The organism is Dokdonella sp. (assembly GCF_035511235.1).
GTDB lineage: Bacteria > Pseudomonadota > Gammaproteobacteria > Xanthomonadales > Rhodanobacteraceae > Dokdonella.
Map to the genome: position 1 here is coordinate 61,500 of NZ_DATKFQ010000005.1, position 17,756 is coordinate 79,255.

20 protein-coding genes are annotated in these 17,756 nt (G+C 71.8%); 11 read left to right on the plus strand and 9 right to left on the minus strand.

The features are described 5' to 3' along the window. Window positions 1-111 precede the first annotated feature (111 nt). Complete coding sequence (locus tag VMR06_RS02265) at window positions 112-489, plus strand: BON domain-containing protein (protein ID WP_325372557.1); 378 nt, start codon at window positions 112-114, stop codon at window positions 487-489. Between the two features lie 32 nt (window positions 490-521). Further along, window positions 522-1,046, plus strand: a complete 525-nt coding sequence (locus VMR06_RS02270) for a hypothetical protein (protein WP_325372559.1) — start codon at window positions 522-524, stop codon at window positions 1,044-1,046. A 204-nt stretch (window positions 1,047-1,250) separates the two neighbouring features. On the opposite strand, the gene VMR06_RS02275 is transcribed toward VMR06_RS02270, so the two are convergent. Genes VMR06_RS02275 through lexA form a run of 5 tightly spaced genes read right to left on the minus strand, consistent with a single transcriptional unit; the run spans window position 1,251 to window position 7,821 of the window. After that, window positions 1,251-1,862, minus strand: a complete 612-nt coding sequence (locus VMR06_RS02275; RefSeq protein WP_325372877.1) for an alpha-ketoglutarate-dependent dioxygenase AlkB — start codon at window positions 1,860-1,862, stop codon at window positions 1,251-1,253. A 46-nt stretch (window positions 1,863-1,908) separates the two neighbouring features. Continuing rightward, a complete protein-coding gene (locus VMR06_RS02280) occupies window positions 1,909-5,160 on the minus strand; it encodes an error-prone DNA polymerase (protein WP_325372561.1) in 3,252 nt (1,083 codons plus the stop codon). Then, the gene (locus tag VMR06_RS02285; RefSeq protein ID WP_325372563.1) at window positions 5,157-6,575 is read right to left on the minus strand and encodes a DNA polymerase Y family protein; all 1,419 of its coding nucleotides are present in this window, start codon (window positions 6,573-6,575) and stop codon (window positions 5,157-5,159) included. The genes VMR06_RS02280 and VMR06_RS02285 overlap by 4 nt, the downstream gene beginning before the upstream one ends. A gap of 9 nt (window positions 6,576-6,584) precedes the next feature. Continuing rightward, a complete protein-coding gene (imuA, locus tag VMR06_RS02290) occupies window positions 6,585-7,211 on the minus strand; it encodes a translesion DNA synthesis-associated protein ImuA (RefSeq protein WP_325372565.1) in 627 nt (208 codons plus the stop codon). Between the two features lies 1 nt (window position 7,212). Next, window positions 7,213-7,821 carry a transcriptional repressor LexA gene (lexA, locus tag VMR06_RS02295; RefSeq protein ID WP_325372567.1) on the minus strand — a complete coding sequence of 203 codons (609 nt, stop codon included), beginning with the start codon at window positions 7,819-7,821 and terminating at the stop codon, window positions 7,213-7,215. A 109-nt stretch (window positions 7,822-7,930) separates the two neighbouring features. On the opposite strand from lexA, the gene VMR06_RS02300 reads away from it, so the two are divergent. The 6 genes from VMR06_RS02300 to VMR06_RS02325 all read left to right on the plus strand — a co-directional run bounded on the left by VMR06_RS02300 (window position 7,931) and on the right by VMR06_RS02325 (window position 13,121). Further along, window positions 7,931-8,254: a metalloregulator ArsR/SmtB family transcription factor gene (locus VMR06_RS02300; RefSeq protein ID WP_325372569.1), complete on the plus strand. Its 324-nt coding sequence runs from the start codon at window positions 7,931-7,933 to the stop codon at window positions 8,252-8,254. 4 nt (window positions 8,255-8,258) lie between these two features. Continuing rightward, window positions 8,259-8,744 carry an arsenate reductase ArsC gene (locus tag VMR06_RS02305; RefSeq protein ID WP_325372571.1) on the plus strand — a complete coding sequence of 162 codons (486 nt, stop codon included), beginning with the start codon at window positions 8,259-8,261 and terminating at the stop codon, window positions 8,742-8,744. A gap of 7 nt (window positions 8,745-8,751) precedes the next feature. Beyond that, window positions 8,752-9,828 carry an ACR3 family arsenite efflux transporter gene (gene arsB, locus VMR06_RS02310; RefSeq protein ID WP_325372573.1) on the plus strand — a complete coding sequence of 359 codons (1,077 nt, stop codon included), beginning with the start codon at window positions 8,752-8,754 and terminating at the stop codon, window positions 9,826-9,828. Further along, on the plus strand, window positions 9,825-10,580 hold the full coding sequence (gene arsH, locus VMR06_RS02315) for an arsenical resistance protein ArsH (RefSeq protein ID WP_325372575.1): 756 nt from the start codon (window positions 9,825-9,827) through the stop codon (window positions 10,578-10,580). The genes arsB and arsH overlap by 4 nt, the downstream gene beginning before the upstream one ends. 87 nt (window positions 10,581-10,667) lie before the next feature. Further along, window positions 10,668-11,315 carry a UdgX family uracil-DNA binding protein gene (locus VMR06_RS02320; RefSeq protein WP_325372577.1) on the plus strand — a complete coding sequence of 216 codons (648 nt, stop codon included), beginning with the start codon at window positions 10,668-10,670 and terminating at the stop codon, window positions 11,313-11,315. Window positions 11,316-11,462: 147 nt separating this feature from the next. Beyond that, a complete protein-coding gene (locus VMR06_RS02325; protein WP_325372579.1) occupies window positions 11,463-13,121 on the plus strand; it encodes an ABC1 kinase family protein in 1,659 nt (552 codons plus the stop codon). A 202-nt stretch (window positions 13,122-13,323) separates the two neighbouring features. Here the strand turns inward: VMR06_RS02325 and VMR06_RS02330 are convergent, their stop codons facing one another. From VMR06_RS02330 to VMR06_RS02340, 3 genes are all read right to left on the minus strand, one after another. Further along, a complete protein-coding gene (locus VMR06_RS02330) occupies window positions 13,324-13,731 on the minus strand; it encodes a CBS domain-containing protein (RefSeq protein ID WP_325372581.1) in 408 nt (135 codons plus the stop codon). 84 nt (window positions 13,732-13,815) lie between these two features. Continuing rightward, on the minus strand, window positions 13,816-14,295 hold the full coding sequence (locus tag VMR06_RS02335) for a hypothetical protein (RefSeq protein WP_325372583.1): 480 nt from the start codon (window positions 14,293-14,295) through the stop codon (window positions 13,816-13,818). Beyond that, window positions 14,292-14,483, minus strand: coding sequence for a hypothetical protein (locus VMR06_RS02340; protein WP_325372585.1), 192 nt, complete (start codon window positions 14,481-14,483; stop codon window positions 14,292-14,294). Before VMR06_RS02340 ends, VMR06_RS02335 begins: the two co-directional genes overlap by 4 nt. A 387-nt stretch (window positions 14,484-14,870) precedes the next feature. On the opposite strand from VMR06_RS02340, the gene VMR06_RS02345 reads away from it, so the two are divergent. The 3 genes from VMR06_RS02345 (at window position 14,871) to VMR06_RS02355 (ending at window position 17,040) form a co-directional block, all read left to right on the plus strand. Then, window positions 14,871-15,530, plus strand: coding sequence for a DUF6766 family protein (locus tag VMR06_RS02345; protein ID WP_325372587.1), 660 nt, complete (start codon window positions 14,871-14,873; stop codon window positions 15,528-15,530). A 41-nt stretch (window positions 15,531-15,571) separates the two neighbouring features. Further along, window positions 15,572-16,132 (plus strand): isochorismatase family cysteine hydrolase, encoded by a 561-nt coding sequence (locus tag VMR06_RS02350; protein ID WP_325372589.1) that lies wholly within the window; start codon window positions 15,572-15,574, stop codon window positions 16,130-16,132. Window positions 16,133-16,434: 302 nt separating this feature from the next. Next, window positions 16,435-17,040 (plus strand): hypothetical protein, encoded by a 606-nt coding sequence (locus VMR06_RS02355; protein ID WP_325372591.1) that lies wholly within the window; start codon window positions 16,435-16,437, stop codon window positions 17,038-17,040. Between the two features lie 115 nt (window positions 17,041-17,155). Here the strand turns inward: VMR06_RS02355 and VMR06_RS02360 are convergent, their stop codons facing one another. After that, the gene (locus VMR06_RS02360; protein ID WP_325372593.1) at window positions 17,156-17,518 is read right to left on the minus strand and encodes a hypothetical protein; all 363 of its coding nucleotides are present in this window, start codon (window positions 17,516-17,518) and stop codon (window positions 17,156-17,158) included. Window positions 17,519-17,756 lie beyond the last annotated feature (238 nt).

Sequence of the window (17,756 nt, forward strand, 5' to 3'; positions counted from 1 at the left end):
CTGAACGGCGCGCGGCGAATCGGCGCCAGTGCAAACGAGGTTCATATCGCGCCGTGTCTACTCGCTGCACCGACGGAATGAGACCGTCAATGCTCACGCGAGGACAGATCCATGACTTTGATTGCAAGGGGACTCGTATTGGCGAGTGCCGGATTGATCAGCCTCAGCGTCGCCGCCGATCCGGCCTGGTCGCCGGCCGGTGCGGACGAGGCGCGCAAGACGACGACCGAGGATCGCGGCATCACCGCGACCGACCAGCCGAACAACCCGCGTGACCTCGACCTCGCCGCCGCCGTACGCGCCGCGATCGTCGACGACGAGACGCTCTCCACCGCCGCCAAGAACGTGACCCTGGTCGCCGCATCCGGGCAGGTCACGTTGCGCGGCACGGTCGACAGCGCCGAGGAGAAGGCCCGGATCGAGCGCCTGGCCGCCGGCGTCGCCGGCGTCACCGAGGTCCGCAACGACATCACCGTCAAGGCTCGCTGAGCCCCATCCAGATCACGTCAGGAGAAGATCACATGAAGGCATCCGTGTACTGCACCGCCCGCACCGTCGAACAGGCCGAGCGCATCATCGGCGACCTGAAGCTGGCGGGCTTCGGCAACAACGACATCTCGGCGCTGCTGCCGGACAAGCGCACGACCAAGGATTTCGCGCACGAGCACAACACGAAGGCGCCCGAGGGTGCGGTCACCGGGGGTGCCGCCGGTCTCGGCGTCGGCGCGGTGGTCGGCTGGCTGGCCGGCATCGGCGCGCTGGCGATTCCCGGTGTCGGCCCGCTGATCGCGGCCGGCCCGATCATGGGCGCGCTGGCCGGCGGCGCCGTCGGCGGCGCGACCGGCGGCATCATCGGTGCGCTGGTCGGCATGGGCATTCCCGAGTTCGAGGCCAAGCGCTACGAGGAGAAGGTCCGCGACGGCAACATCCTGCTGTCGGTGCATACCGAGGACGGCAAGCAGCGCGATGCCGCGAAGGAGATCTTCAAGCGCCACGACGCCGACGACATCTCGACCGGATCGGAGGCGAGCGCGCCGCGCGCCTGACCGCTCTCGTGCGGGCGGACTTCAGGGCCGGACCTCGCGTCCGGCCTTGTCGTATCCGGGTATCGTGCCGGATCGTGTCCGGGCCGGTTGCCCGCCATGCGTCATCCGATACGTCACGTGGATCGAACCTCGATCAGGTGGCCCTACCATCGGGCAGCTGCACGGCCTCGCCCTTCCGTCGTTCCGGCACCGAAGACGCCTCGCTCAGCGCAGCTGCCCGGCCGGCCGGCGCTGCCAGCCGCGATCGCGAGCCGGCCGCGCGGCATCGGTGCCGGCACGCACGCGGAACACCACGCTGATCCGCGCCGGCTGATCGCGCCGCGTCTTCGGGATGCCATGCTCGTGCGTGAGCTGCGAGGCATGGCTCATCGACAGCACGCTGCCGGGCACGAGATCGACCGCGAGCGTGTCGCGCGCACCGCGGATCGCGCGGATCAGCATGCGCCGCGGCGCACCGAGCGAGACCAGCGTGATCGGCCAGCCGGGCGCCAGCGTGTGCAGCTTGTCGTGATGCATCGCGACGCTGTCGCGGCCGTCGCGATACAGGTTGAGTCCCGCGTGCGTGTACGGCGCCGGCGCGCAGGCCTGCACGCAGGCGAGCAGATCGGCCAGCGGCAGGCGATCCGGCAGCGCGTCGAGCGCGTAGCCGGCCAGCAGGCGCGGCACGTCGACGATGCGCTCGTACATCGGCCGCTGCACGCAGGACCACTCCGCCTCCGCGCACAGCCGGTCGAAGCAGGCGCGTGCACGCGCCGCGTCGAGCACCTGCGGCCAGTAGCGGATGCCGCCTTCGGCGTCGTCGACCAGCCGCAGCATCGCCGGTGCGAACAGGTCGTCGGTCAGGGCGGACAGGGCGTGCACGTCAATGGAAATCGCGCGAGACGGTCTGCAGCTCGCCGAGCAGATGGCTGAGGTCGGCCAGGTCGCTCGCGATCAGGTGCCGCACCCCGTCGACCCGTTCCCAGCGTCCGCGCGCGGCGAGCAGACGCGCACCGAGCAGGGCCTTGCGCCGGCGCACCGCCAGATCGGACCAGACCACGAGGTTGACCATGCCGTGCTCGTCCTCGATCGTGACGAAGATCGTGCCCTTGGCAGTGGCCGGGCGTTGCCGCTGCGTGACCAGACCGGCCGTGCGGACCTGGCGGCCGTGCGGCAGGCGCTCGAGCTGGCGCGAATCGAGCAGCCGCCGCTGCCGCAGCTGGCCGCGCAGCAGCGCCAGCGGATGCGTGCGCAGCGTCAGGCCGGTCGCGCGGTAGTCCGACAGCACGTCCTCGGCGGCGGTCGGCGCCGGCAAGGCGACCGCATCCTCGTCGGGACTGCCCGGAAACAGCGGGCGCTGCCGCTCGATGCCGGCGACCGCCCAGCGCGCGGCGTGGCGATGCCCGGCCAGCGTCTGCAAGGCGCCGGCCTCGGCCAGGGCGCGGCGCGCCCTCTCGTCGAGTCCCGCACGCAGGCACAGGTCGCGCACGTCGCGGAACGGCCGCTGCACACGCGCGGCGAGCACCGCCTGCGCCATCGCCTCGGACAGGCCGCCGACCTGGCGCAGCCCGAGCCGCAGCGCGGCCTGGCCGCCGTCGTCGACGCCGCGCTTGACGTATCCGCCTTCGAGCGTGTTGTCCCAGTCGCTGCAGGTCACGTCGACCGGCCGTACCTCGATGCCGATGCGGCCGCCGCGGCCGCGCCGCGCGTCCTGGACGATCTGGCTCGGCGAGTAGAAGCCCATCGGCTGCGCGTTGAGCAGCGCGCACGCGAACGCGGCCGGCTCGTGGCGCTTCAGCCAGCAGCTGATGTAGACCAGCTTCGCGAACGAGGCCGCATGCGACTGCGGAAAGCCGTACGAGCCGAAGCCCTTGATCTGCTCGAAGATCTGGTCGATGAACGCCGACGAATAGCCCTTGGCCTCCATCAGCTCGCGGATCCGCACGCGGTGCGGTTCCATGTCGCCGCCGTGCCGCCAGGCCGCCATCGAACGGCGCAGGCCGTCGGCCTGCTCGGCGGTGTAACCGGCATGGATCACCAGCTCCATGACCTGTTCCTGGAACAGCGGAATGCCGAGCGTCGGTTCGAGGATCGCCCGGATGTCCACCGACGGATACGTGACCTTCTCCTTGCCCTGCCGCCGCCGCAGATACGGATGCACCATGTCGCCCTGGATCGGCCCCGGGCGCACGATCGCGACCTCGACGACGAGGTCGTAGAAATCCTTCGGCTTGAGCCGCGGCAGCATGCTCATCTGCGCGCGCGACTCGATCTGGAACACGCCGACCGTGTCGGCGGCCTGGATCATCGCGTAGGTCGGCGCGTCGCCGGGCGGCAGCTGCGCGAGGTCGATCCGGTAGCCGCGATGGCGCTCGACCAGATCGACGGCCTTGCGGATGCAGGTCAGCATGCCGAGCGCGAGGCAGTCGACCTTGAGCAGGCGCATCGTCTCCAGATCGTCCTTGTCCCACTGGATGATCGTGCGGTCCGGCATCGCGGCGTTCTCGACCGGCACCACGGTCGACAGCGCCGCGTCGCTGATCACGAAGCCGCCGACGTGCTGCGACAGATGGCGCGGATGCTCGCGCAGCTGCTCGGTGACGGCGAGCACGCGCGCGATCAGCGCATTGTCCGGATCGAAGCCGGCCTCGCGCAGACGCTGCTCCATCGGCGCCTCGCCGTTGCCCCAGCCGTAGCATTCGGCGAGCAGGGCGACCTGGTCGGCCGGCAGGCCGAACGCCTTGGCGACGTCGCGCACCGCGCTCTTGCCGCGGTAGCGGATCACCGTCGCGGCCAGCGCGGCGCGCTCGCGGCCGTATTTGGCGTAGACGTACTGCAGCACCTCCTCGCGCCGCTCGTGCTCGAAATCGACGTCGATGTCGGGCGGCTCGTTGCGCTCGCGCGAGAGGAAGCGCGCCATCAGCAGCCGGCTCTCGGCCGGATTCACCACGGTGATGCCGAGCGCGAAGCACACCGCCGAATTGGCCGACGAACCGCGTCCCTGACAGAGAATGCCGCGCGAACGCGCGTAGCGCACGATGTCCTCGACGGTCAGGAAGAACGCCTCGTACTTGAGCTCGGCGATCAGCGCGAGCTCGCCGTCGATCTGCGCGGCCACGTTCGCCGGCACGCCGCCGGGCCAGCGCTCGCGCATGCCCTGTTCGGTCAGCGCGCGCAGCCAGCTGGCCGGCGTGTGGCCGTCGGGCACCAGCTCGGCCGGATAGGCGTAGCGGATCTGGTCGAGATCGAACGTGCAGCGCCGCGCCAGCCGCACGGCCGCCTCGAGCAGCGCGTGCGGATAGATGTGGCCGAGCGCGCGCCGCGTGCGCAGATGGCGCTCGCCGTTGCGGAACAGATGCGCGCCGCAGTCGGCCAGCGGCGTGTTGTGGCGGATCGCGGTCATCGTGTCCTGCAGCGCGCGGCGGCGCCGCACGTCCATGTGCACGTCGCCGGCCGCGACCGCCTCGATGTCCAGCTCCGCCGCCAGCGCCAGCAGCCGGGCGAGCCGCGCGGCGTCGTCGCGGTCGCGGTGCAGCTCCACCGCCAGATGCATGCGATCGCCGAACAGTCCCTGCAGCCAGCGTGCCTCGGCTGCGTCGGGCAACTCGGCCGGCAGCCACAGCACGAACAGGCCGCAGCTCCCGGTCTCGCCGGCGCGCGCCGCCAGCACATCGGCGAGATCGTCGCGGCCCAGCCGGTACTCGCCCTTGCGCGCGGCGCGGCGTGCGCGCGTGATCAGCTCGCACAGCCGCACGTAGCCGGCCTGGTTCTCGATCAGCAGCACGCAGCGCAGCCCGCAGCTCAATGCGAACTCGCTGCCGACGATCAGGCGCAGGCCGGTCGCACGGGCCGCTTCCAGACCGCGCACGATGCCGGCCAGCGAGCACTCGTCGGTGATCGCCAGCGCCTCGTAGCCGCACTGCGCGGCGCGCGCGAACAGCGCCTCGGCGCTGGCCGCACCGCGCAGGAACGAGAAGTCGGACAGGCAGTGCAGCTCGGCATAGGCCGGCAGATCGTCCGCGACATCGTCGTTGGCCGCGCGCAGGCCGAGCCGCTGCGCGACCTCCCAGGCACGCGGCGGTCGACCGCCGGGCGTGTCGCGGTCCACGCCGACGACGGCGTCGTCCCGGCTCATGCGAACCAGCCGTGCAGCATCCAGCCGCCCTGCTCGCCCGGCGGCGCGAACGCCCAGGCACGCTGCCCCTGCGAGGTCTCCAGCACGTAGTAGTCGCGGCGCGCGTCCTCGCCGTCCCACCAGCCGCTCTCGAGGCGCTCGGGACCGGCGACCAGGCGCAGACGCACGTCGCGCAGCGGCACCGGCCGCGGCAGCAGCCAGGCCGGCCGCGGCGGCCGCGGCGGTGCCGGCGCGATCGCGCCACCGTCGGCATCGACGCGCCGCCAGGCCCGCTCGGGCCGCGGATCGCAGGTCGGCGCGACGCGGTGCACGGCGGCGTCGCCGAGCCGCGCGCGCAGGCGCTCGCGCAGCTGCGGCCACGGCAAGTTCTGCTGCGTGCGCACGTCGAACAGGTCGCGCGTGGCCGGCACGAACGGCGGCAGCTCGTGCGCGATCAGCCGCAGCGCGAGCACCGGCCGCTCCAGCTGCACGCGCTCGAGCCGGCTGCGCGTCAGCTCGAACAGCAGCCCCGGCGCGCGTTCGGCCGCGAGCAGGCCCACGTCCACATCGGTGTGTGCGGTCTCCTGCTCCAGGCGCAGCGTGAAGCGCTGCACGCCGCCGTCGCGGATCGACAGGTACGTGCACAGGTCACCGATCATGCGCCGCAACGGAAACAGCAGCGGCGTATGGCTCTCGACGTCGTAGCCGAGCTCGATGCGCAGGTCGAAGCGATCGGGCGGCCGGTACAGCGTCAGCGCGTCATCGGCCTCGCCGTAGAGCCGCGCGAGATGGTCGAGCAGGGCCGCGCCGAAGCGGCGGCGCAGGCCGCCGGCCGGCAGCGCGCGCACGCTGCGCAGATCGCGCAGGCCCATCCGGTGCAGGCGCTCGCCGGTGTCGTCGGGCAGGCGCGCGCGCCGCACCGGCACGCGGTCGAGCAGCTCCCGTATCGCCGCCGGATTCGATACCGACAGCCCGTCGCGCAGGCCGGCCAGCACATGCGCGGCGCGCGGCGTCGGCGCCATCGCGATGCGGTGCGAGAACCCCAGCGCGGTCAGCTCCTCGCGCAGCCGCGCCTCGATCCGCGGCCACGGTCCGAGCAGGCCGAAGCTGGCGCGGACCTCCAGCAGCAGGCAGCCCGGCCACTGCGCGCCGACCTGCGAACTGTGCCGATAGGCCCAGGCCGCGAGGAACTGCTGCCAGCGCGACTCGGCCTGCGCGTCGTGATCGACCAGGGCCGCTTCCGGCAGCAGCGCATGCGCGGCGGTCAGGCGCATGCCGGCACGCAGGCCGGCCGCGGCGGCCGCGGCGTTGACCGCATGCAGCGTGCGCAGCTGGGCCGGACCGCCGACCAGGGCCAGCGGTCGCGCCGGATCGGGCAGGCGGCGCAGCACGGCGTCGAGCGCCAGCTGCGGCAGCAGGATGCAGGCCCACAGCATGCGCGCGCCTCAGCACGGGTCCGGCGCGAACGCCTGCAGCGGCGCCGGGCCGCCGCGGCACTTGCGGACCTGCCAGGCGCCGGCCCCCGCACCGGCGCCGGCATGGACCAGGCGCAGCGCGGCCGGCGACGGGTTGTCGGCATGGCGGCGGTCGCGCAGCGCGAAGCCGAGGCAGGCGCCGCTGTCGGCCGCCACCTGCAGGCGCCGCAGTGCGGCGGCATCGGCCTGCGCCGGCCAGCCGAGCACGGCCGCGCAGGCGCCGCTGCGCAGGCACTGCTCGAACGCCCACAGCGCATCGCGCGCGGCCGCGTCGACCAGCTGCAGATGGTTCAGATCCACGCCGCCGGCCTGCCAGGCCGGCGCATACGGCAGGTACGGCGGCGCGATCAGCGCCACCGTGGCGCCGGCCTGCGTGAAGCGCGCCAGCGTCGGCATCAGCAGGGCCAGTTCGCCGACGCCGTCAGCCGGCAGCAGCAGCTCGGTCAGCGCCCGGCGCGGCCAGCCGCGCTGCGGCAGCAGCGCGTCGAGCGCGGCATGCCCGGTCGGCTCGCCGTCCGCGGCGATCGCAGCGCTGCGTCCGGCATGCCACAGCGTCTGCGTGGCCAGCAGGGTCTCGATCGCGATCGCGCCGCCCATGTCAGCCGCGCCGCACCAGGCCGCAGTAGAGGCCCTCGATCGCGAAGTCCTGGCCGGGCTCGATGCGGATCGGCGCATAGGCCCGATTGCGCGGCAGCAACACGATCCCCCCGTGCGCGCGCTGCAGACGCTTGATCGTCATCTCCCCGTCCACGCGGGCGACGACGATGCGGCCGTCGCGCGCGTCGGCGCTGCGGTGCACGCCGACCAGGTCGCCGTCGAGGATGCCGTCCTCGATCATCGAGTCGCCCTGGACGCGCAGCAGATAGTCCGGCCGCAGCGCGAACAGCCGGGCGTCCAGCCACAGCGCCTGGTCGAGCGCGACGTCGGCGCCGATCGGCGCACCGGCGGCGACGCGGCCGAGCACCGGCAGCGCGATCAGGTCGTCGGCGCGAGCGCCGGCCGGCAGCCGGATGCCGCGTTTCTGGTTCGGCGCCAGCTCGATCAGCCCGGCCTCGGCCAGCGCCTGCACGTGCTTGTAGGCGGCATTGCGCGAGGCAAAACCGAACGCGGCGGCGATCTCGGCCAGGCTCGGCGGCTGGCCGGCCGCGATCCGGTGCCGGATGAACTCGAGGATCCGGCTGCGCCTGGCGGAGGGGTCGGCTGTCATGGTGGTCATTTGTACACCGGCCGGCACCGAAAGACGAGTGCCGCGATCGATCGCCTGGTACGCCTCCGTCTCCTCGACATTAATTCAATGATCGTTGTACTATCGAACAATGAACGAAACCCAGGCCCTGTCGGCACTCGCCGCCCTTGCCCATCCGCAACGCCTGCGCGTGTTCCGCGCCCTCGTCGTCGCCGGTCCGGCCGGACTGCTGCCGAGCGTGCTCGCCGACCGGCTCGGCGTCGCGCGCAACACGCTCTCGTTCCACCTCAAGACCCTGGCCCATGCCGGACTCGTCACGATCGAGCAGCAGGGCCGCAACCTGATCTATCGCGCCGAGTACGGCCACATGAACGACCTGATCGGCTATCTGACCGAGCACTGCTGCGAAGGCGGCAGCTGCGAGGTTTCCGCTTTCCCTCCCTGCGCGAGCTGACACCATGACCTACCACGTCCTGTTCATCTGCACCGGCAACTCGGCGCGCTCGATCCTCGCCGAAGCCTTGCTCAACGATCTCGGCAAGGGGCGCTTCAAGGCCTACTCGGCCGGCAGTCATCCCAAGGGCTTCGTGCACCCGCTGGCCCTGGCCACGATCGAGCGGCTGCAGCTGCCCGCTGCCGACTACCGCAGCAAATCCTGGGACGAGTTCGCGGCGCCCGGCGCGCCGCCGCTGGATTTCATCTTCACCGTCTGCGACAACGCTGCCGGCGAGGTCTGTCCGTTCTGGCCCGGGCAGCCGGTGACCGCGCACTGGGGCATACCCGACCCGGCCGCGGTCGAAGGCAGCGACGAGCAGCAGCGCAAGGCCTTCACCGATGCCGCGATGACGCTGCGCCGGCGCCTCGAGCTGTTCCTGTCGCTGCCGCTGGAGCGTCTGGACGCCCTGTCGCTGCAGCGCGAACTGCGCGCCATCGGCGAGCGCTGAGGCCGGCATGGCCACCGACACCCCGGCCGCGTCGGGCATGAGCGTCTTCGAGCGCTATCTGAGCGCCTGGGTCGCGCTGTGCATCGTCGCCGGCATCGCACTCGGCCAGCTGATCCCGGCCCCGTTCCGCGCGATCGGCCGCTGGGAGATCGCCCAGGTCAATCTGCCGGTCGCCGTGCTGGTCTGGGTGATGATCGTGCCGATGCTGCTGAAGGTCGACTTCGCCGCGCTCGGCCGGACCCATCGCCACTGGCGCGGCATCGGCGTGACGGTGTTCGTCAACTGGGCGATCAAGCCGTTCTCGATGGCGCTGCTGGCATGGCTCTTCATACGCCACCTGTTCGCGCCCTGGCTGCCGCCGGAACAGCTCGACGGCTACGTCGCCGGCCTGATCCTGCTCGCCGCCGCACCGTGTACGGCGATGGTCTTCGTCTGGAGCCGCCTGAGCGGTGGCGATCCGGGCTTCACGCTGTCGCAGGTGGCGCTCAACGACACCATCATGGTGTTCGCGTTCGCCCCGATCGTCGGCCTGCTGCTCGGCGTGTCGTCGATCGCCGTGCCCTGGGGCACGCTGACGCTCTCGGTGGCGCTGTACATCCTCGTCCCGGTCGTGGTCGCGCAGCTGTGGCGCCGCACGCTGCTGCGCCGCGGGCCGGCCGCGCTGGACCGGACGCTGTCGCGCCTGGGGCCGTGGTCGACCGCCGCGCTGCTGCTGACCCTGGTGCTGCTGTTCGCGTTCCAGGGCGAGGCGATCCTGCGTCAGCCGCTGGTGATCGTCCTGCTGGCGGTGCCGATCCTGATCCAGGTCATCGTCAACGCCGGTGCGGCCTACGTGCTCAACCGCCGCCTCGGCGAACCGCATGCGGTCGCCGGGCCGTCCGCACTGATCGGCGCGAGCAACTTCTTCGAGCTGGCGGTCGCCACCGCGATCGGCTTGTTCGGCTTCGAGTCCGGCGCCGCGCTGGCGACGGTGGTCGGCGTGCTGGTCGAAGTCCCGCTGATGCTGCTGGTCGTCCATGCCGTCAACCGCTCGCGCCCCTGGTACGAGCGCGGCGCCGGGCGGCGCCGGGCGGCATCGGCATGAGCGGCATCAGCGCGCACCCGCGCGCGATGCCGGCGGCCGACGCGCCAGCCGATCTGCCGCATCTGGACATCGCGCACTTCCGCAAGCCCTCGCATGACGCACTGGCGGCCGAACGCGCCGCGCACGCGCCACGCTTCCTGCTGCTCTACGGCTCGCTGCGCGCGCGGTCCTACAGCCGGCTGCTGGCCGAGGAGGCCCAGCGCCTGCTGCGCGCGATGGGCGGCCAGACCCGCGTGTTCGATCCGGCCGGACTGCCGCTGGTGGACGATACGAGCGAGGATCATCCGAAGGTGCGCGAGCTGCGCGAATGCGTGCAGTGGTGCGAGGGCATGGTGTGGAGCTCGCCGGAACGGCACGGCGCGATGACCGGCCTGATGAAGACGCAGATCGACTGGATTCCGCTGTCGATCGGCTCGCTGCGGCCGACGCAGGGCAAGACGCTGGCCGTCATGCAGGTCTCGGGCGGCTCCCAGTCGTTCAACGCCGTCAACCAGATGCGTCTGCTGGGGCGCTGGATGCGCCTGCTGACGATTCCGAACCAGTCCTCGGTCGCCAAGGCCTATCAGGAATTCGACGAGGCCGGCCGCATGAAGCCCTCGGCCTACTACGACCGCGTCGTCGACGTCGTCGAGGAACTGGTCAAGTTCACGCTGCTGACGCGCGAGGTCGCGCCTCATCTGGTCGACCGCTACAGCGAGCGCAAGGACAAGGCCGCACGCGCGAATCGGATCGTCGATCCGGCATCGCTGTAGCGGCGGCTGCCGGCGCCGGACGGCGCGAACGCAGGCCGGCCCGACGACTTCATCCAACGTCCATTCGTGCGCGGCTACGGTGGCGTCATGGCCCGCCGCGTCGCCGATGCTCCGCCTCCGCTCGCCAAACCGGTGGACGAGATCCCGGACGGCAGCCTGGCTGCGCTACGCCGGCAGGCCCGCGGCTGCCGGCGCTGTCCGCTGTGGCGCGCTGCGACGCAGACCGTGTTCGGCGCCGGGCCCGGCGATGCGCCGATCATGCTGATCGGCGAGCAGCCCGGCTCGCAGGAAGACCTCGCGGGCCGGCCGTTCGTCGGACCGGCCGGCCGGCTGCTGCGCGAGGTCCTGGCCGAGGCCGGCCTCGACGCGGACCGGCTGTACCTGACCAACACCGTCAAGCATTTCAAGTTCGAGCCGCGCGGCAAGGCGCGGCTGCACAAGCGCGCCAACGCCGCCGAGCAGACCGCCTGCCGGCCATGGCTGGCCGCCGAACTGCTGCGCGTGCGGCCGGCGCTCGTCGTCGCGCTCGGCGCGATGGCCGCGCAGACGCTGTTCGGCAACGCGTTCCGGCTGACCGCCGAGCGCGGCCGCTGGCACGCCCTCGACGCGCGAACGCAGGCGCTGGCGACCTGGCATCCGTCGGCGATCCTGCGCATGCGGCCGCCGCAACGCGATGAAGCGCGCGCACAACTGGTGGCCGATCTGGCGCTGGCGGCCGATCGCCTGCGGCGCTGACGAAGCGTCTCGGCGCGGCGCTCGCGACGACGTCGACTGAACGCCGTTCCGCGGCTCAGGGAGCGTTCGGGCACAGGCGTTTCCACTCGTGCGGGCGTCGCCGCCATGCAGGCGGTGGCGCCCGCACCGCAGACACGAGGACGCATGATGAGCCTGGCATCGAAGTCCGCCGGCGGCATGGGGCGCGCGGCACAGGTCGCGCGCTTCCTGCTGGCCTACCGCCAACTGCTGACCGCCGATCCGGCGGCCCCGATCGACCGGCACGCGATGCCGGACCCGGAAGCCTTCGTGCGCGACATCCAGGCGCTCGGGCCGGCGTTCGTCAAGATCGGTCAGGCGCTGTCGGTGCGGCCCGATCTGCTGCCGGCGCCGTACGTACGTGCGCTGGAACGGCTGCAGGACGCGACCGATCCGGTGCCGTTCGAGGCGGTGCGCGAGGTTATCGAGGCCGAGCTCGACGCGCGTCTCGGTGCAGTGTTTCCGGACTTCGATCCGGAACCGCTGGCCAGCGCCTCGCTGGCGCAGGTGCATGCGGCCACGCTGCGCGACGGCCGCGAGGTCGTCGTCAAGGTGCAGCGGCCCGGCATCGTCGAGGCGATCGCCGAGGATCTGGCCGCGCTGCGCCGGCTGGCCGGCGCCGCCGACCGCTGGACCGACGAGGGCCGCCGCCTGCGCCTGTCGGACTGGATCGAGGAGATGGCCGAGACGCTGGCCGAGGAGCTCGACTACCGGCTCGAGGCCGACAATCTGCGCACGTTCGGCGAGCGCCTGCGCGACCAGCCCTCGCTGATCGTACCGGCACCGCTGACCGACCTCAGCACCGAGCGCGTGCTGACGATGGAACGCATCCACGGCACCAAGATCAGCCAGGCGATCGGCCTGCGCCGGCTCGAGGCGCCGCTGGACCGGCTCGCGGCCGACCTGGTGCGTGCGTATCTGGACCAGATCTTCATCCACGGCCTGGTCCACGCCGATCCGCATCCGGGCAATGTGATGTTCGCGCAGGACCGGCTCGCCTTGATCGATCTGGGCATGGTCGCGCGGATCGGACCGCGTTCGCGGCTGGCGCTGTTCCAGCTGTTCTCGGCGGCGATCGACGGCGACGGCGACGAGGTCGCGCAGCAGGCGATGCGCATGGGGGAATGCCTGGACGTGTTCGACGAGGCGGCCTGGCGGCGCCGCTGCGCGCGTCTGATCGGCCGCTTCGCGACGCGCGCCGACGGCGAGGGACCCGGCGGCGGCGCCTTGCTGATCGAGCTGACGCGGGTCGGCGTCGCCTGCGGTCTGCGGCCCGCCGCCGAGATCGCCCTGCTCGGCCGCACGCTGTTCGCGCTCGAAGGCGTGATCCGGCTGCTCGACCCGGATCTGCCGTATCGGCACCTCGTGCGCGAGCACGTCCATCAGGTGCTGGCGCGCCAGGTCGAGCACGCCTGCTCGCTGCGCGAGACGCGGCGCCGCCTGGCCGAACTGGCCGAGCTGGGGCGCGACCTGCCGCGGCAGGCGCGCTCGGTCCTGGACCTGCTGGCCGCCAACCAGCTGCAGGTGCGCATCGGCGGCCTGGAGGAATCCAGACTGCTCGAGAACCTGCAGAAGATCGCCAACCGGATCACCACGGGCCTGATCGCCGCGGCCCTGGTGATCGGCGCCGCACTCGCGCTGCGCGTCGACGCCGGACCCCGCCTGTGGGGCTATCCGGGGCTCGCACTGACGATGTTGATCCTGGCCTCGCTGCTGGCCGGCGCCGTGCTCGTCAGCGCCCTGGGATCGGACCGCGCCTCGGACCGTGCACGTCGGCGCACACGCTGACGGGCCTGCCGCACGCAACCGCTGCGGCAACGCCGGCGGACGGCCTGCCTTTTCGCATGAACAGCGCACCCTGCGCGCACCGCGGAGACGTCCCGGCGCGGCTACGCCGGGGCGGTTCGTCGGAGCGCGTCGAGCCGCGCGCCCGGTCGGCCCATCGTCCGGCGACCGCGCCTGCCAACGCGCCGGGCTCGATGTGCGCGGATCAGTGCGGCTGCGCGACCGCCTGCAGAAATTCGTCGGTCGCCTTCCCGTCGGTCTGCGTCAGATTGCTCAGCGACACCATGCCGACCAGACGCTTGTCGCGGTCGACGACCGGCAGACGGCGCACGGCGAGTTCGGCCATGTTGCGCGCGACGGCGTCGGCGTCCTCGTCGTCGTAGCAATACTTGATCTGCGTCGACATGAACTGTTCGACGCGCCCTTCGGTGACGCCCTCGGCGACCGCACGCAAGACGATGTCGCGATCGGTCAGCATGCCGACGAGCTTCTCCCCGTCATGGACCGGGAGACTGCCGACGTCGCAGGTACGCATCATCTGCGCCGCCTTGCGCAGATCGTCGGAGGTGCCGATCACGTGGGTGTCGGGGGTCATGATGTCTCGGATCTTCATGGATGAATGCTCCTCTGTGGCTGGCCGGCTCGGACCGCGCAAGACGATGCCGGGCCGGCGGGATGGCGCGCGTCGAAAACGGCGTCAGTGCGAGGTATGGGCGTGCCGCGCTCGGTGCGTGGGATCCAGTAGCGTGATCTCGCGGCCGGCGATACGCACCGCGCCCCACTCCTCGGTGAAGCGCACCAGCATGTCGAGGTCGAGCAGTTCGATCGCCGGCGCGCCGAACGGCTTTTCCTGCCACGCGCCGGTGACCCGCGCGTCGTCGACCTCGAAACCGAGCCGGCGCAGCGCCTCGATGGTGCGCGCGTCGTAGCGGGCCGGATCGGAGGTGGCGGTGTCGATGCGCAGCGTGAACGCCGTGCTGCCCTTCGGCTGCGCTGCCTCGGGCACCTTCGCCGGGACGAACGGACTGATCGGATCGGAACAGTCGCTGGTCTCCTCGAGCGCGTGATCGAGGTTGTCGGACTCGTGGCGCTTGCGCGCCGCGCGCTCGGCCGCCGTCTCGCGCGGCTTCACGTCGCCGCCGGCCGGTGGCGGATCCTTGCGGTCGCGCGTGCTCACGACTGGCCCCTCCCGGCCTGCCGCCGGCGCGACTCGTAGTCGGGCTGATGCGCACCGACGGTCGCATTGGTCTGGGCGTTCTGGCCCTTCTTGACGCCGGTACCGCGCGGCGACTTGGCGGCCGCGGGCTTGCCGTCGCGCGGCACCGTCGAACGCGGATCGGACGAGGGCTGATGCTGGCTGCGCATGATCGGACACTCCTGCTGCTGTCGGGAGGCCGATGGTGCGCGCTGGGGTCGTGCCCGGCGATGAATCGGCCCGCATCGCGCGTGCCGCGTTCACGCCGGAGACGGGTGCCACCGCCTGGGCCGATCGCGCCTGCGCGGCGGGAACGGAACGATCATACGGCCGCGGCCGAACCGGCGTTGAACGCGCGCGCACGCGCGCCCGGCACGACGCTCTGGGTTCAGTCGTCGGCCGCTTTACTGCGGCAGGCCCGCAGACGCGGTACTGGCCGAGGCGAGACCGCCAGCGTCCCGCTCGTCTGCCGGCGCGGCGGCACGTCCGCGACCCGCGGGCCTCGCCGATACCGCCGGTACGTTCCGCCGCGCTGCGGCGAAGAGGGAGCATCGCGAATGTCCAAGCGCGTTTTTTCGTTCTGGCAGGCGAACGGGCTGTCGCTGGTCCTGTCCGGCATCTTCCTGGCCTGCCTCGCCGGGCAGTTTCTGGCCGGCCACCGGACCTGGAACGAGCAACTGCGCGAACACGGTCGGGCACCGGTGACGCTCGGCGTCTATGCGTCCAGCGGCCATTTCCTCGGCGCCATGTTCGAGAACTGGGAGAGCGAATTCCTGCAGATGGGCATGTACGTGCTGCTGACGGTCTGGCTGCGCCAGCGCGGCTCGGCCGAATCGCGACCGCTGCCCGGCGAGCCCGAGGAGGAGCGCATCGACGCGGGCCCCAAGCCCTGGCCGGTCCGCGTCGGCGGCTGGTGGCGCGCGCTCTACGGCGTGTCGCTGTCGACCGCGCTGCTGACGCTGTTCGCGCTGTCGTGGGGCGGCCACGCCTGGGGCAGCTGGCACCACGCGATCGACGAGCAGCGTCTGAAGGCGCTGCCGCCGCCGGGCTTCTGGGAACACGTGGGCAGCGCGCAGTTCTGGTTCGAGTCGCTGCAGAACTGGCAGAGCGAATTCCTCGCGGTCCTGGCCCTGGTCCTGCTGTCGATCGTGCTGCGCCAGGACAAGTCGCCCGAATCCAAGCCGCTGGAGGCGCCGCACGCCCAGACCGGCGGCTGAAGCACGCCGGACCCAGCACACATCGCCCGCCCGAGGACATCATGCGAAAGCGCAATCAGGCCGCCCTGCTGCTCGTCGACGTGATCCACCCGTTCGCGTTCGAAGGCGCCGAGCGGCTGCTCAAGCAGGCGCTGAAGACGATCGAGCCGATCCAGCGCCTGCGCGAGGCGTTCGACGCGGCCGGCTGGCCGGTCGTGTACTGCAACGACAATTTCGGCAAATGGCGCTCGGACGCCCGCGCGATCGTCGAGGCCTGCTGCTCGGCGCATGCCAACGGCGCCCGGTTCGTGCGCGCGCTGCAGCCGCGCCGCGAGGACTATTTCATCCTCAAGCCCAAGCACTCGGCCTTCCTCGCGACGCCGCTGCAGCTGCTGCTCGAATGGGCGCACGTCCGGCGCGTCTACGTCGCCGGACTGGCCGGCGACAACTGCGTGCACGCGACCGCCGTCGATGCGCATACGCATGATTTCGAGGTCACGGTCGTCTCCGATGCGACCGCTTCGGAGACGGCCGCCCGCAACCGGCGCGCCTTGACCCAGCTCGAGGATCGCGGCGCGGCGCGCGTGCTCGACGCGGCCGCAGCGATCCGTAGCCTGGGCTGAGATCGGCGCGGACACGGTATGGCTCGCGCTGCGCATTGCGTCTGCGCGCAGCGATGCCATCGGCGAGAGCACGTCGCGTGCCCAGGCGCACGGGGGTACGGCGCCGCCGATGCGAACGCCCCTTCACGCCTGCCGCGAACGATCACCGTTCGGCTCGCGCGCCTGCCCGAGCCGCGCGCGGGCGCCGCGCGGCGCCGCGCGTCGATACGGCCGTTGAACGGCCATGCGCACGATGCACCGGAGTCATCTTCTGTTGGCGCGCGACTGTTTTCAATCGAGGTTCCTCAGCCGGAGTCATCCCCATGCAGCGCAAATTCGATACGAACCAGGTCAATGAACTCCTGTTGCAAGCGCTCGAGACCGAGCGTGGCGGCATCCAGGTCTACACCGCCGCGATCGAGGCGGCGGTCAACGAGGACCTGCGCAAGGAATGGGAGGAATATCTCGACGAGACGCGGACGCACGAACAGGTGCTCACGCGCGTCTTCGAACAGCTCGAGCTCGACACCGAAGCGTCCTCGCCCGGCCGCCAGATCGTCGCGCATCACGGCCGCTCGCTGGTCGAGGCGATCCGGCTGGCGCAGGAGGCCGGCGATCCCGACGCCGCGCAGCTGGTCGCGGCCGAGTGCGTGGTGCTGGCCGAGACCAAGGACCATCAGAACTGGGAATTGATCGGCCATGTCGCCGAGCGCGCCAGCGGCCCGACCGCGAAGGTGCTCAAGCAGGCGCACGAGGCGGTCGAGAAGGACGAGGACCATCACCTCTATCACACCAAGGGCTGGTGCCGGGAGCTGTGGATCGAGTCGCTCGGCTTCCCGGCCGTGCTGCCGCCGCCGGAGGAGGTCAAGAACGTCGAGACCGCGATCGGCGCCGCGCGCGCCGAGAATGCGCGTGATTCGATGCTGTGAATCGCGGGCGCGCAGGGTTTCGAATCCGCGCGCCCCGCCTTCGCGGTACGAAGAAGGGCCGGTCGACCGGCCCTTTTTCTTGAGCGGCGGGTACGGCCCGCCGGGAATGGCCGATTCAGGCCGGCTGCGCGCCGAAGACCGGCAGCAGCCGCCGCGCCGCGGCCTTGCCGTCGCCACGGTCGGGCCGGCGGGAAGCCGCGGCAGGAGTTGTCGCATCGCCCGGCGGGGCCTCGGGCACCACCGCGATCACGCCGCTCGGCGGCATGCTCGGTACCTCGTCGAGATGGTCGAGCGCGATCAGCGCATTGAGCGTCGCCAGGGCGACGGCGTCGCAGTAGAGCTCCCGGCGTTCCGGATCGGCGTAGACATGAGGCAGCGACCCGCTGCCGGACGGCAGCCTTCTGCTGTCGGCCACGACCTGCTCGAGCAACGCCGACCACGCCGCCTCGTCACCGAACTGCGCTTTGAGCCACGTCATGAGCGATCCCCGTTGTGTACTTGTGCCAGTGTGGCACCCGCCGATGCACTGCACGCTGACTCGCCGACCCGCAACCAATCGCCATGCGATGCCGGCGCGGGCCGCTGCGGCACCGGCCTGAACGGAGACGGCGCGGCCTGCGGCCCTGGCGCCGCGGCCCGATTTCATGGCAGCCTGCGCGCGCAGCGCGCCCGCGGCGCCTGCGCGATACGGCGACGGCAGGGGCCGCGATCGCCGC

What these genes read in the sequence shown, in the direction of transcription:
- VMR06_RS02265 (WP_325372557.1), top strand. Translation starts at nt 112, where the DNA reads ATGACTTTGATTGCAAGGGGACTCGTATTGGCGAGTGCCGGATTGATC.
- VMR06_RS02270 (WP_325372559.1), top strand. Translation starts at nt 522, where the DNA reads ATGAAGGCATCCGTGTACTGCACCGCCCGCACCGTCGAACAGGCCGAG.
- VMR06_RS02275 (WP_325372877.1), bottom strand. Translation starts at nt 1,862, where the DNA reads ATGCTGCGGCTGGTCGACGACGCCGAAGGCGGCATCCGCTACTGGCCG.
- VMR06_RS02280 (WP_325372561.1), bottom strand. Translation starts at nt 5,160, where the DNA reads ATGAGCCGGGACGACGCCGTCGTCGGCGTGGACCGCGACACGCCCGGC.
- VMR06_RS02285 (WP_325372563.1), bottom strand. Translation starts at nt 6,575, where the DNA reads ATGCTGTGGGCCTGCATCCTGCTGCCGCAGCTGGCGCTCGACGCCGTG.
- imuA (WP_325372565.1), bottom strand. Translation starts at nt 7,211, where the DNA reads ATGGGCGGCGCGATCGCGATCGAGACCCTGCTGGCCACGCAGACGCTG.
- lexA (WP_325372567.1), bottom strand. Translation starts at nt 7,821, where the DNA reads ATGACAGCCGACCCCTCCGCCAGGCGCAGCCGGATCCTCGAGTTCATC.
- VMR06_RS02300 (WP_325372569.1), top strand. Translation starts at nt 7,931, where the DNA reads ATGAACGAAACCCAGGCCCTGTCGGCACTCGCCGCCCTTGCCCATCCG.
- VMR06_RS02305 (WP_325372571.1), top strand. Translation starts at nt 8,259, where the DNA reads ATGACCTACCACGTCCTGTTCATCTGCACCGGCAACTCGGCGCGCTCG.
- arsB (WP_325372573.1), top strand. Translation starts at nt 8,752, where the DNA reads ATGGCCACCGACACCCCGGCCGCGTCGGGCATGAGCGTCTTCGAGCGC.
- arsH (WP_325372575.1), top strand. Translation starts at nt 9,825, where the DNA reads ATGAGCGGCATCAGCGCGCACCCGCGCGCGATGCCGGCGGCCGACGCG.
- VMR06_RS02320 (WP_325372577.1), top strand. Translation starts at nt 10,668, where the DNA reads ATGGCCCGCCGCGTCGCCGATGCTCCGCCTCCGCTCGCCAAACCGGTG.
- VMR06_RS02325 (WP_325372579.1), top strand. Translation starts at nt 11,463, where the DNA reads ATGAGCCTGGCATCGAAGTCCGCCGGCGGCATGGGGCGCGCGGCACAG.
- VMR06_RS02330 (WP_325372581.1), bottom strand. Translation starts at nt 13,731, where the DNA reads ATGAAGATCCGAGACATCATGACCCCCGACACCCACGTGATCGGCACC.
- VMR06_RS02340 (WP_325372585.1), bottom strand. Translation starts at nt 14,483, where the DNA reads ATGCGCAGCCAGCATCAGCCCTCGTCCGATCCGCGTTCGACGGTGCCG.
- VMR06_RS02345 (WP_325372587.1), top strand. Translation starts at nt 14,871, where the DNA reads ATGTCCAAGCGCGTTTTTTCGTTCTGGCAGGCGAACGGGCTGTCGCTG.
- VMR06_RS02350 (WP_325372589.1), top strand. Translation starts at nt 15,572, where the DNA reads ATGCGAAAGCGCAATCAGGCCGCCCTGCTGCTCGTCGACGTGATCCAC.
- VMR06_RS02355 (WP_325372591.1), top strand. Translation starts at nt 16,435, where the DNA reads ATGCAGCGCAAATTCGATACGAACCAGGTCAATGAACTCCTGTTGCAA.
- VMR06_RS02360 (WP_325372593.1), bottom strand. Translation starts at nt 17,518, where the DNA reads ATGACGTGGCTCAAAGCGCAGTTCGGTGACGAGGCGGCGTGGTCGGCG.